The 13,464-nt window shown below is 39.1% G+C and carries 11 protein-coding genes; 2 read left to right on the top strand and 9 right to left on the bottom strand.

Annotated features, from left to right (window positions below):
- Positions 1 to 84 precede the first annotated feature (84 nt).
- From FO442_RS07790 to FO442_RS07775, 4 genes are all read right to left on the bottom strand, one after another.
- The gene (locus tag FO442_RS07790; protein ID WP_144332603.1) at positions 85 to 945 is read right to left on the bottom strand and encodes a ComEA family DNA-binding protein; all 861 of its coding nucleotides are present in this window, start codon (positions 943 to 945) and stop codon (positions 85 to 87) included.
- Positions 946 to 957: 12 nt separating this feature from the next.
- Positions 958 to 1,869: an SDR family oxidoreductase gene (locus FO442_RS07785; protein WP_144332602.1), complete on the bottom strand. Its 912-nt coding sequence runs from the start codon at positions 1,867 to 1,869 to the stop codon at positions 958 to 960.
- Positions 1,870 to 1,881: 12 nt separating this feature from the next.
- Entirely contained in the window at positions 1,882 to 2,121 is a 240-nt protein-coding gene (locus tag FO442_RS07780; RefSeq protein ID WP_144332601.1) for a PspC domain-containing protein, read from the bottom strand.
- Between the two features lie 77 nt (positions 2,122 to 2,198).
- Positions 2,199 to 3,500 carry a DUF2851 family protein gene (locus FO442_RS07775; protein ID WP_144332600.1) on the bottom strand — a complete coding sequence of 434 codons (1,302 nt, stop codon included), beginning with the start codon at positions 3,498 to 3,500 and terminating at the stop codon, positions 2,199 to 2,201.
- A 155-nt stretch (positions 3,501 to 3,655) separates the two neighbouring features.
- On the opposite strand from FO442_RS07775, the gene FO442_RS07770 reads away from it, so the two are divergent.
- Together FO442_RS07770 and FO442_RS07765 are read left to right on the top strand one after the other, a co-directional pair.
- The gene (locus FO442_RS07770) at positions 3,656 to 6,058 is read left to right on the top strand and encodes an LTA synthase family protein (RefSeq protein ID WP_144332599.1); all 2,403 of its coding nucleotides are present in this window, start codon (positions 3,656 to 3,658) and stop codon (positions 6,056 to 6,058) included.
- A 135-nt stretch (positions 6,059 to 6,193) separates the two neighbouring features.
- On the top strand, positions 6,194 to 9,037 hold the full coding sequence (locus FO442_RS07765) for a T9SS type A sorting domain-containing protein (RefSeq protein WP_144332598.1): 2,844 nt from the start codon (positions 6,194 to 6,196) through the stop codon (positions 9,035 to 9,037).
- 83 nt (positions 9,038 to 9,120) lie between these two features.
- Here FO442_RS07765 and FO442_RS07760 read toward each other — a convergent pair whose 3' ends face one another.
- From FO442_RS07760 to FO442_RS07740, 5 genes are all read right to left on the bottom strand, one after another.
- On the bottom strand, positions 9,121 to 11,301 hold the full coding sequence (locus FO442_RS07760; protein ID WP_144332597.1) for a peptidase domain-containing ABC transporter: 2,181 nt from the start codon (positions 11,299 to 11,301) through the stop codon (positions 9,121 to 9,123).
- Entirely contained in the window at positions 11,301 to 12,608 is a 1,308-nt protein-coding gene (locus FO442_RS07755) for a radical SAM/SPASM domain-containing protein (RefSeq protein ID WP_144332596.1), read from the bottom strand. Before FO442_RS07755 ends, FO442_RS07760 begins: the two co-directional genes overlap by 1 nt.
- Before the next feature lie 28 nt (positions 12,609 to 12,636).
- Positions 12,637 to 12,873, bottom strand: coding sequence for a hypothetical protein (locus FO442_RS07750; protein ID WP_144332595.1), 237 nt, complete (start codon positions 12,871 to 12,873; stop codon positions 12,637 to 12,639).
- Positions 12,874 to 12,962: 89 nt separating this feature from the next.
- Positions 12,963 to 13,196: a hypothetical protein gene (locus FO442_RS07745; RefSeq protein WP_144332594.1), complete on the bottom strand. Its 234-nt coding sequence runs from the start codon at positions 13,194 to 13,196 to the stop codon at positions 12,963 to 12,965.
- Positions 13,197 to 13,218: 22 nt separating this feature from the next.
- Positions 13,219 to 13,440, bottom strand: a complete 222-nt coding sequence (locus tag FO442_RS07740; protein ID WP_144332593.1) for a hypothetical protein — start codon at positions 13,438 to 13,440, stop codon at positions 13,219 to 13,221.
- Positions 13,441 to 13,464 lie beyond the last annotated feature (24 nt).

The raw sequence follows: 13,464 nt of genomic DNA, 5'->3' as shown, positions 1-13,464 counted from the left end.
TCGGCACTTTCCTGTTTCTCTATTTTTCTTTCCTCACATCGAACGTATTTATATTCATCGGAGAGGAATAAATACGTAACCGAATTATTCTGTTACAAGGTAATGCTTCAATTTTTCAAACAGCTCATCTGTCATTAAAACAGATTTTTTAATCTCGCGTACTTCTTTATAAAATCCGTTTTGAGAACGTATTTTCACCAGGGAGTTTGCCAGGTTCCAGGAAATATAAGGGTGAAAGGATAATTCTTTCGTACTTGCTGTATTGATATTGATCTTGCGGATGTTCTCCGGATCGATGCGTAGGTATTTTTCCCAAACGGCCATTTTTTCGGGAGTTGCCTGCCAAACTTCACTTAACTGACTCATCGAATAAAAGCCACCGAACCGGTCTCTTGTCTTGATGATTTGCTTGGCGTCAAACATGCTGATATCCTGAGCCTGCAAGAGGTCATCCAGACTGGCGCGGTTGATTTCCACCACAACCAGTTTTTGTTCCAGCTTGTATTCCGTTCGATTATCGAAATTTTTTGTTCTTTCCGGGTAAACAGTCGAATCCTTAATCAAATTGTAGAGTTCTTCCGGAATGACAAAAATCCGTTTCAATTCTTCGTTTGAATAGATCTTTTTGGAAGTAAACTTCAACACAATCGCGCTTTGTTTTTCAGAAAGTCCGAGCGACATCCATTCTTCCAGGGTATAATCATTCGGGTTAAAGCGGGACAAGGGCCTTGAATAGTGTTTCTTCTTCCGGCCTTTGCTGTAATTGAAGCCGGATTCCAGGTTTAATTTTTGAGTGACCTGCTTTTCTTCATTAGACCATTGTTCAATCCTGATTTCCGGTTCCGGCCTGAAATATTGGATTAAATCCGGTGTTATAAAAATAACAAGCAACAATCCGGTGAAGAGGAAGATGCCTCGTTTAGTAGATTTTGAATAGTGGGTCATTTTGTAGTGAAATTAGCGGTAGTGAATCAAATCATGTTGAAGGAGCGGTATGGTTTCCCGGATATCCATCGGATGGTAATCCAGTAATTTTTCAGCCTTTGACAAATCGAAACCTGTTCGCGGAGGTCTTTTAGCAGCCTGGTTCAAAGTATCGGAAGAAATGGTTTCGATAGTGAAGTCCTTCAATCCCAAAGCCCTGCCTACTTCTTCCACGATCTCATTGACAGCTCTCGTTTTTGGTCCTGAAAGATGAAATACTCCTTTCTGATTTCTCAAGACAATTTCCACACATCCGTATGCCAAATCATCTGCCCATGTCGGAGCACGGAACTGATCATCAACTAATTTCATCACTTCACCTTTCGGAAGAGCTTCCAAAGCCCATAGGATCATGTTGGAGCGGGACAATCCAAAACCGGTCCCGTAAACAATAATTGTTCTGGCTATAGACCAATCCCTGTAATTGTCCGGATCTTTCAATAACACCTGTTCTGCATCTACTTTCGATTGAGCATAAACACTCAGAGGATTTACGGGGTCTTCTTCTTTGTAAGGACCGTTCTCCCCGTCAAAAACAAAATCAGTAGATAACAATTCAAAATGTGCACCGATGCTTTTCGCAGCATCAAAAAGTACTTTGGTAGATACCACATTTACCTGGTGGCATTCTTCCGGGTGCATTTCACAATAATCCACATTAGTTAAAGCAGCCGTGTGAATAATGGCCGTTGGTTTTTGGTCAGCCACCAATTGGTCCACCTCATCAGTCTGAAGTAAATCCAGGCTAATGTAATTGCTTTCCGGACATTCCGGATTTCTGTTTGACCCTTTTGATGTTGCGATAAACGGAATTTGGTGCCTGATGCAGCGCTTGACAATTTTTTGTCCCAACAAGCCATTTGAGCCGGTGATAAGTATTTTCATGAAAGTTCAGGCTTATAATTCCCAAATAGAGGCGCGTTTAGATCTTCTAAAACCAAAATAATGTTTATGCTCTAAAATCCAGGCCATGATAAGATAAGGAATCAATGGAGAACCCAAACCGATGCAGGTAGCATAGATAAAACCCAAACGCACTTTATTTGTTTGAATTCCCAATTTTGTTGCCCACCAGGAGCACACTCCGAATGAGCGCATCTCAAAGAAAAAAGCTATTTTTTGTAAGGTTCTTTTCATCTTCTTATCCTGTATCAAAATTACGCATTTTTTAAATTCAAAATGGACAATTGAGAATTGAAAAGTTATTCAATAGTCTAAACTCTTTTCAATTTTACATTTTCAATTTTCAATTCACGCTTTAAAACAGCATTCCCAATGACGCATTTCAAGCAGGCCTTTTTTGAACAAAACTCATTTGTAAGTTCTATCAAACCTTGGGATTCCAACCCATTTGCAGGATTGATCCCCATTCTTTTCCAGGTGTTGATTTTCTCGTTCTTTTCAGGTGGAAGCAAAGTAAGGATTTCGAAGGCTTTATTGCGGTAGGAATCGTCACTCAACCGATAAGACAACCACCACAAAAATGGAACAATGCTGTTGATGATAATCGTGTTGGCAGTTGCCAAACTCATCGTTGACGGGGCTTTTTTCTCCTTCCCGAAATCAAAATGTGCGATCCAGTATTCATGAGTAGGTTTCATTAAGCGTGTTTGCAGCATTAAAAGCAATTCGTTTGCCGGTAAATACCAACTATCCGAATCCCAGTTCATTTCATGAATAAAGGTCGCAAATTGGGCCAGTCTCTGGGTTGGAAAACCTCCCGGCCTGCAACCTTTGAACTTCCAGCTGTGCTTATTTTGCGCTTCCAATTTGAGTTTGTAGCGTTGAAAATCCCACTCTTGTTTTAATTCTTCATGGTAGGTACTGGCTTTGCTTTCATTTAAGAACCCTCCCGCTCCAAATGCAATTGCCATTTTTTGTTTTTGACTGGCTTTCATAAACTTTTCAAAAGGAATGCCCACTGCCAATTCCTGGAACGGCAGCTGGTTGACTTTCATGCCAAATGCTTTTGAAATCGCATGAAACAATACTTCCTTGAAGGACAATTTCCTGCTCTGGCACACCTTCTCCAGTTCCATCATTTTTCGTTCCATTCGCTGAAAAAATGCGCGTTCGACCTGGTTTACAACAAACGTTCCTGCAATTCCTTCCAGAAAGGGTTCACACAAGATCGTGTTTGTTCCTTTGTAATAGCTGGAAAACCAATGGAAGTGATCCCAATCGATCACTTGTTTCAATTCCACTGTCGGAAGCGGGATACCCTCTACAAAAATCAATTGGTCATGTTCATACACGACGTGAAGGATCACGTTGGAATAGGCTTTGTCAAATTGATGTCCGTGCAGATTCCAGTCTGAGGATTTTACATGGATTTCGATATTTCCCGAATGTGTGATTTCATTCAGGAGGATCCTTCCGTTGAAAAAATCCGGTCCGGAATCCAGGTTGTGAATTCCTACGTGAAGAATTTCAATTTTTTTGCCATCAACGGTTTGCAAGTAATGGAATGGAAGTCGTTTGTTTTTCCACAGAAAATGCAGGTAATTTTCATTCATTTTTCAACTATTTGAAGCTTGTTTTGAATCAAAAACAATGCTTTTCCTATTTAATTTAAGAAAAAAGGTCGTTTGCTGCAAGCGCTTTTTTAAAAAAGAACGTTTCATATGAATATTATTAAATTTGTGTTAAGCCAATATATCTAAACCGTGAAATGAACCTGCTCAAATCAATATTTAAAAGAGTTCTTCCCTATTTCCTTTCCTTTTTTTTGGTCCTGGTTATCTCACGGATCTTTCAAATGATTATGGAACCTGATGAGATTTTCCGCACGAAGATCAAAACGGAATATCACGTGAAAGGAATGCTAATGGATTTGTTGCTGGCCCTTTTGGTTTCGGCAACCGGAAGCGTTCTGATCATTCTAAGCTCCTTATTCTTTAGAAAGATTCACCTGTTCTTTCTTCACTTGCTGGCTATCATTGCTATCCTGTGCAATTATGCACTTACGGTTTATTTTGTGAAAACGAATCAGCTGTTGGGTGACGTTTTCTATCAGCTGAGTTATTCTGAATTAACAACTTCTGCTAATCTGGATTCCAATCTCACTTTTTTCTCGGTCACCTTTCCGGTCGCATTGCTTTGCATTTACTTTTTTGTTGGGTTTCGCCTGCGAAAAGTTCGTTTCAACAAATTGGTCTTCATCGGTTTTGTTTCGTTGATGTCTCTTTCTTTTATTGCCTATCCCTGGAAAGTGATCAATTCAAGGGATTACGTGGGGGATATGGTAATCAACAACAAGCTGATTGCCTTTATCGGTGTAAGTGAAAGGCATTTTTTCGGAGAAAATGAATTGGACCGGGTAAATACTTCCGTTTTTAAACAGTTGGATGATTCTTTTTTTCCCGATCCGTCTGTGCGGGACGAAGAGTATTCCTTAATTCATGAACTGAAGCCTCAAAGTGAGTTGGGGAATTATCTGAACAAATCGTCAAAAGGGCCTCCGAATATTGTCATTATAGTTGTCGAGTCTTTGTCTACCTTTTTGATCGGTAACAACGAAAACAATCCATGTCATTTTATGCCTTTCCTGGACTCACTGTCTAAGAAAAGTCTCTACTTCCCGAATTTCATGTCGACCTGCGAACGAACACACAATGTGCTTCCGGCAGCGCTGGCCTCGACTCCCAATCCACCTGAAAAAGAATTTATGCAGAAGGAGGAATACCCGCGGCATTGGTCACTGGTTTCATTGCTGGATCCTTATTATTCGCGTTTCTATTGTGGTGTTGACCTAGGGTTTGCCAATATGAACGAGTTCATGGAGTATAACCAGGTGGATTACCAGGTTCATTCCTGGGAACCTCAATTCTCAACCGAAACAAACGGTATGGCAAATTTTTGGGGCTATTCGGACGATCAGCTATTTGAAAAGTCCTTTGTTGATGATCGTAAACACCAGCAAAAACAACCAAAGCTGGACATCTTTTTGACAATCAGTACGCACGAGCCATTTTGCTACCCAAACAAAAAACAGTACATCGCACGTGTACTGAAAAAATTGATGCATTCCCGGTGCACCATCAGGCAGAGAGAAGAAATTCTCCGGCTTTCAGAGATCTACGGAAGTTATCTCTTTACGGATGATGCTCTGAAAAACTACTTTCAGAAAGCATCCAAAAAATCCACTTACGACAACACCATTTTCTTCATTTTCGGAGATCATGGAAATCCCCTGTTCCCGAGAAACGAAATTCAAAAATACCAGACGCCCCTGTTTATTTTTTCTCCTCTATTGAAAAGAACCCAGCAATTCCATGCGATTTCTTCTCATAACGATCTTGCTCCTACGATCCTGAACTACCTGCGAATCAATTACCCCGAACTGGAGCTGCCAAAGCAAGTTCCTTTTTTCGGGAAAGAGATTTCTTTTGAGAAACGTTTTATATGTAAGCGGACGTTGCCCTTAATCACCCTGGACTGCGAAACCAAACACCTGATTTATGGGAACCATTACCAATATGAAGGTCAACTGTACCGCATCCGAAAGGGAATGAAACTGACTCCGGTGAATGATCCTGTTTTGAATGATCGACTTACCGGTCAGCTCTTTGCTTTTCGAAAACTGGCCCAATATTACCACGAGAACGACAAAATTCTTCCCAGGGAACAATTCCAGCGATTTGCACGCAAAGGAAAAAAGACGGTTCTGCGCAAAGATTTTGTGAAAACCATCATCCATGATCAGTCCCGGGACCAATTCATAAAACTGGCTGCGAAAATTCGCATCAAAAAAGGGTGGAAAGCACTGGAGGTAGAACTTACCGGTGAGATCTTCCTAAACAACCGAAAAGAGCTGGATGAATTTGTCAGGTTGTGTTACGCACTCGAACGGATCAAAAAGAAAAAAATGGTCCGGTGGGACGACCATCGTCCGAAACTGCAAGATCCGCTTCAGGTAAAAAAGTGGAACAAGATCACTTATTCTTTCTGCATCGATGTTCGGAAATACAGTTTGGAAGATCAGAAATACGAATTGGTTTATTACCTGTTCAATCCTCAAAAAAACAATGTGAAACTCCGAAAAGGGATGATCCAGGTAGTTGCATGGAAATAATCATCTTGTTTTCTTCTGAAACAGAAGGATAACGTATTAACCAGTTCAATAAAACATTTGTACACTTCACATTTATTTTTTTCCTACCGGGCAGAAATTGGGTAACTTAACCTCAAATCCCTTTATATCCTACCTATGAAAAAAGTATTACTTGTATTTATTTCGATTTTTTTCTTGACCCAGCAATCACACGCACAGTTCAAACGCACCTTTCTGAACAATTACAACAGCCTGCATATTCAGCGACTCAAAGTTCTCGATTCGGATGTTGGGAATATGAAACTTTTGAGCCTTCATGAAGGAGGAAGCGCCACCGCATTTAAACTGAAAGTTTCCGAAATAAACGAGACCGGTGACTTGTTATCTGCTACTGATTTTTCATTGAATATTCCATCGGCGAGCGGGAAGTCCGTTTTCATTTCGAACGGTTTTGAAACAAGTACGGAATACGTGTTCAGTTTGCTGATCAAGTCACCATCCGATCAGCTCCTTACTTTCTTCAAAGTGAGCAAAACAACAGGGCAGGTTATTCAAAACTTTGAACTCCCGGATACATTCATGGTTGGATTTGTGGAGACTCAGCACATCAATAATGAATTGGTCACATATATGGTAAAACAAGGCGGTGGTTTGTACCGAACCTCCATTTCATTTTCCAATCTGAACACCTATTACACCGAACTTGTCGATGGCTCTTTGACGGTCTCAACCGGTAATTCTTCCTATGTAAACACGAAAAGATCCACGGAACTCGAGCTAATCGGAGGAAAAGAATTAACCGTGATGAGCTATCAAAATTATTTGAAGATCTACGTTCGGAACAGCCTCAATAATTTCACTCCGAATACGATTTCCGGCTCCAATGGTTCGGGTATTCACCTGATCCCGCTTTCATTGGATACCTTGCTTGCATGCGATGCCGTGAGTTGGTACAAATTAAATTCCGCTGCTCAGGTATTGGCCTCCGGATCGTTTACCACCGGGTCCAATTTCGTCCAGCACCTGATTGTCAAAAAACCGAATGGATTTTATCGGCTGGGAAAGACCGGTTCGTCATTTCTGTTCGAAAACCTGGACAACCATTTAAATTTATTAAGCAGCAATACTTATCCTGGAATTCATTTCATGAATGAATTCGTTTCCCGGCAGGACCAGCAAATTCTTTTGGGAGCTTCTACATTCATTTCAGCCACTTTTGATATCAACGGAAATGATAAAGAAGCGTATCAGGCATTTGTTCATTTAATCCAAGATGACCAGGTAGATTTTAAATTACCCCAGGAATACCAGACATCCTTCACAAAGGATGATATTGAATTGAACTTTAGTGAAAGTTCCACTGTAATTAGCGGTTATTATGCCTTCGAAAGTGGTGCCAAATTCAAAGGAAACAAGCGTATTGCATATGACCTGGAGCAAGTTTATACCGGTATTACCCAAAACGGGGACACTGTTGGAAAATTCAACGGAGGCTTATTCGAATTTTCACGGGTTGGGCCTTATACTGCGAACAATTTGTTCAATGATGTCGTTGAAAGCAAATACAATCGTGGTTTTTATGTTACCAAAGCCATGATCGAAGCACATATTGACTCTATTCAATCAAATTCTGCCGGCTACGTGGTTCCTCATGGCATACGGGAATGGCCCGGAAACGGAGATGTTTCTCTTGGTCAAAGTGCCCAAATCGCTCCGTATGTGGATGTAAACTCAAACGGCATTTACGAACCCATGCTGGGAGAATATCCGATCATTTACGGCGATGCCTGTTTCCTTCAGATCTGGCATGACCATCCGAACCTGGAACGGCCCGGCGGGATCGAAACCCACAATTATGCTTACACCTTTGACTGCGACACTACTGATACTTATAGCAATGCGATTTTCTTCAAAACAAAATACATTTCGCGCGAAAATGATTTCAGTCGTTTCAGTATCGGAAGCTTCCTGGACCTGGATAACGGAAATCCGACCGATGACTATATCGGTACACACGTGGAATTGGGAATGGCCTATTGCTACAACGGGGATTTGTTTGATGAGCCATTCGGCTCGGACAGCAATTTTAAAGATACCTTACCTGTTCAGGGATTCATGGTTTTAAAAGGAAATAAAATGGATTCGGACGGGTTAGACAATCCGGAAGATGCTTCTCCTATCGGATGTACCAACGGACTCGGTTTTAACGACGGGATAATTGATAATGAATATTTTACACTGGAACGGACACTGGCTTCTTCTGCTTATGGTGGTATAACCATTCCTGATCCTCAAACAGCAGCGGAATGGGAACGAATTACCAATGGTTTCTGGCCAGATGGAACCCCGTTGTTCTACGGTGGAAATGGAAACATTTTTTCCGGTACCACTACAAATACAAAAGCCCGTTTCATTTTCCCAGGCGGAAGCGATACCTTGTTTTATGGAACGGATGGTATAAATCCCGGATTTGACTGGACACCGCTTCAAACAGCTGTATCATCGGGACCAATACTTCCTCCTACGGATTATCGCATTTATGCTTCCCATGGTTCCCGTGCTTTTACGCAAACGGATACCATCGAGTTCGACTACGTGTACATACTGTATTATGATTCAACACATGCAACAACCAGTATAACAGAACCTTTGGGTGGCTTGTTTGCCAAAGCGGAGAAAATCAAATTGGCCTACAATCAAAATGCAGGACCTTGCGGAACGAACTTCAATCCCATTGACAACGATCTGTCTGTTAAAGGAGCCAGTCTGCTTCAGATCGGAGTTTACCCGAACCCGACAACCGGTATTATCCGATTCAGTGGAGTCAATGACACAGAAACATCGGTGGTTGTCTACGATGGAAGCGGACGCACCCTGAAAAAGACACGCATCCAATCGGAAACGGATTCCATTGATCTTTCCGATTTACAGGGTAACTTGTTTTTTGTGAAAATCCAGCAAGGACAAAATATTCGTACGCATAAGATCATTAAATACTAACAGAATCAGTTACTATGTCCTATGTGGAAAACAGCAAGAGACCACCACAAACCTCATCTAAAAAAAGTCCATGAAGTACAAAATTATACTCCTAATTCTAATTGGTTCTCTACGAGAGAATAATATGCTCCACGTTGTGAAACCAAACTTTGATGTGAACCTATTTCGACGATCTCACCTTTTTCCAAAACGATAATTTGATCAGCATTTTTAACTGTTGACAAGCGATGCGCAACAATAACAACCGTTTTATTTTCGAAATATTTATTCAGGTTATCGTAAATAATGCGTTCATTCTCTGAATCAAGTGAAGAAGTAGCTTCGTCTAAATAGAAAAAATCAGCGTTTTTGTACACAGCGCGGGCGATTAATAATCTTTGCTTCTGTCCACCAGAAATTCCTACTCCTGAAATTCCCAGTTTTGTGTTCTCACCTAACGGAAGATCATTAACAAAATCTGTCAGGTTAGCAATTTCGATTGATTGATTGAATCGTTCTTTGTTCTCAGTTGATCCCATAACCACGTTTCTGAAAAGCGTTTCCGAAAAAATGAATCCATCCTGCATTACAACTCCACAATTTGCCCTCACACTTTTGGCAGTCAAATTGTTTATTCCAACATCATTTATTCTAATTTCCCCTTCAGAAACCTTGTAATACTTCAAAAGCAGTTTTATTAGAGTTGTTTTTCCACTACCGCTAGTTCCTACAATCGCGGTAGTTTTTCCATGAGGGATTGTGAAGTTTAGATTTTTTAAAACAACAGGAGATTCAATACCATCGTATTTAAATGAAACATTATCAAATTGAATGCCTTTTTCAATTCTTTTGGCCTCAGCAATATCTATTTGGCTATCGTTGTCCTCTGAATCGTAATCCTGAATTTCCGATAAACGCGAATAGCTTAGTTTGGCTTCCTGCAAGGAACGGCTAAATTCAATTATATCGCTAATCGGTGCATTCATTTGACCAACAATATAGGACACACTTAGCAAAGAGCCTAATGTAAGATCGCCTGTTGTAACCAAATTAGCTGCAAAGAATACAACAAGGATGTTTTTCACTTGATTCAGAAATTCATAACCGAAACTTTGGATCTGTCCTAACTTCATTTTTCTTAATCGAATTCGAACAAATTCTTCCTGGACTTTTTTCCAATTGTTTTGCTTGTATTCTTCCAGGCTATTTAGTTTCATTTCCGACATTCCAGTTAAAATTTCGGCAAGTGAAGCATAATTTTTTGATCCAATCTGGAAAATGAGGTAATCAATCTTTTTCTGTTTTTGCAGCCAATAATAGGACCATATCAATGCAAGACTTGTCAAACTTAAATAGGCAAGTAATATAGAGAATCCGAAGTAGGGTAAAATACACAGATATACAACCAGGGTTACAATAGAAAAGGCTGTGGTTATACTTTGGTTCGTTAAAAACTGCTGTATTCGATCATTGTCTGAAATTCGTTGATGCAAATCACCGTGCATTCGTGATTCGAAAAAACTTATTGGTAAAGTGAATAATTTCGAAAGAAACTCTATAACGACCGTTATCCCGATTTTCGATCCGATAAACAGCAAGTAACGATTTCGAAATACGTCGAATATGGTCATTGAAATATACAGTGTCAATTGAGCGATTAGTACATATGTTATGTAACCTAAATCTTTATTACCGACACCATTATCAATTAATGATTTTGTAAGGAATGGGAAAGTCAAAGAAATTGCATTTCCCAGCAGCATCAAAATTATCAAGATGAAAAATTGTTTTTTATGCGGTTTTATATAACCTAACAATTTCGTCAGTTTTAATTTTTTCTCCAGATGATTTTCGATACTGTAAAAATCCTCAGTAGGTTCTAAAAACATACCAAACCCTGAATTGTCTTCACTGATCCACGCTAACTCAAAGTTTTTCTGCTTCAGTTTAATTTTTCCATAACTCGGATCGTAGACTACAAAAATATTCTCGCCCTTTTTCTTGATAATTTCCTTAAGAACTACAAAGTGATTTGAATTCCAATGCAAAATCACCGGTAGTTTGAAATTTTGAATTAAATAATCTACAGTAAACTGTCCGCAGGCTGTCTTAAAACCGATTTTTGAGCAGGTATGTTCAATACTCAATAATGAAATACCTTCTCTAGTTAGTTGGCTTTCGCTCCTTAGATAGTCTAATGATAGTGTTTTACCATAATGGGATGTGACCATTGCGATACACGATGGTCCACAATCCATTATGTTCTGTTGGCGAATATATTTCATTAAGAAATGTAATATAGGTACTTGTCTTTAATTAAATCTGTTTTTTTGTCTTCATCATAGTCGTACAAACAATAATCCCGGCCCGCATGTTCCATTGCTTGCTGCGAACACCCTCCATTACAAATAGGTAGTAATTTACAACTTAAACAAGGTGCGTTTTTAAATTTGGATTCCATTCTTTTAGAATAAGTCTGGTTCCATTCAATTTCACCATTTTCTAATAAAACCCCTTCTCGAGAACTTGATTCAAAATCACGTGCTGTACATTTAAAAACGTCACCATTGTAATTGATGGTGGCCTGATTGTTTTTATCTGCGTAACAAGAACTTCGCATTGAGTCTATATTTGCTCCATGAAATAGCGTGTGTAATCCCATACTTCGGAAACGGTTAACAACTTCCTGAATGTCGCCCACAATGTCCTTTTCCTCTTGCCAAACCTCATGAAAAGAAAAATTCATGTACTCTTTTTCCGAATCGGTCAAATCACTAAAATCTTCTGTTATTTGCATGATGTTTTCCAAAGTTTCTTCAGATACGTTAATTCTAACTGAAACTCTTACTTCATTTTTTACACAAAGCTTGATATTGGAAACTATTTCATCGTATGAACCTCTTTCTTTACTCACATATCTAACCTGATTATGTCTTTCCCGATGTCCGTCCAGAGTTATTTGAAAGAAGTCTGACCGGTATTCCTTACATAAATCAATTACTTTCTGATCAATCAAAAATCCGTTTGATGTGAACCCAGCAGTAAATTGAACGTTTCGTTCTTCACAAAACGGCACAACTTCCTGTAAAATTGGAACTACGGTTTTATAGAAATACAACAATGGTTCCCCCCCGAACCAGGATAGGCTAAAATACTCCAGATCACTGTTCCCTGAAACAACCTTCTTTACGTGATTCACAACATTTGTAATTGTCTGTTCACTCATTTTAGAATCCTTGATGTGAGTTTCATAACAATACCAACACTTGAAATTGCAATTCATAGTTGGATTAATAGTCAAAGTATATGATTTTCGATCATTCTGATCCATTTCATAAACAGCCTTCTTTACTTTTTCTACCTCATTCGCATCATCTGGGATAATAAATCCTAATTCCACTAGTGCATCAAAAAATTCAACATGTATTTCTTGTAATCCTACCCAATCTTTGCTTTTGATAACGTCTTGCAGGATTGAATACAATTCCGGGTTTAATTCCAAGAATTCATTAGAGTATCCGTTATAGCCAACCATCATTCCCTCATGAGGAAAGAATACATTAAATTGACTGTTTTTATAGTTTGTGTTCATGGTTGAAAAATTAAGTTATTCCATTAATTCATTCGATCGTTCTACAGACTCCCGCGTTTTGAGTATCTATACAACTCTCAACATGGATATTTGTACAAAAACTCCTATTTAAATTATCCCGACAAGCTTTATACTCTTTATTTGTGCATGTATCATTAACGATGATACCTCCAGTGATTTTCTTTAGCTTTTCATGTGACAATACCGAAAATCCTCCTTTTAATTTTTCATTCTCTTGAATTAAGTTTAATTTTTTTTTTTTCATAATGTGATAATTTTATTGGTTATAAAGTGACATAGTAAGGAGGCGAACTTAATCGCCTCCAAAGTTGATTAAAGCTTGATACACCAGAATTAACTAGTTCTATTTTGACAATAATCAGCGTTGTAAGAATCCGCACAATGCCCATTGTAGTTAGTACAGGTGGTTTTGTTGGTGGTATTACAAACCCTTGAGTCGTTATTCGTACACTTTGTGTTTGGATCGGCAACACCGCCATTGATTCTTCTTAGCTTCTCAGTTGATAACACCGAAAAGCCCCCAAGCAATTTATCATTTTCTTGGGTCAATGCTAAATGATCTTTCATAGATTTTTTGAATTGAAGATGATTAAAATTTCGTGCAGACAGTTCTATTAAGTGCCTCTGCACAACCGTACTGATTTTTGCATTCCTGTGTGTTAACAGATGGACACGTACCGGAATTAGTACAAATACGGTTTATCTGTTCCCCTCCCTTGATTTGTGCCAACTTAGTTGAACTCAATTTTTGGAAGCCACCAGATAGTTTTTCATCGACTTGTTTCAATTCAAGTCCTTTTTGTTTACTCATGATGAATAGTTTAAATGCACGCTT

This window comes from Fluviicola chungangensis (assembly GCF_007558725.1).
GTDB classification, from domain to species: Bacteria; Bacteroidota; Bacteroidia; order Flavobacteriales_D; family Crocinitomicaceae; genus Fluviicola; species Fluviicola chungangensis.
The sequence above is the reverse complement of the archived record's forward strand: the minus strand, read 5'-3'. Positions and strand labels throughout refer to the sequence as shown.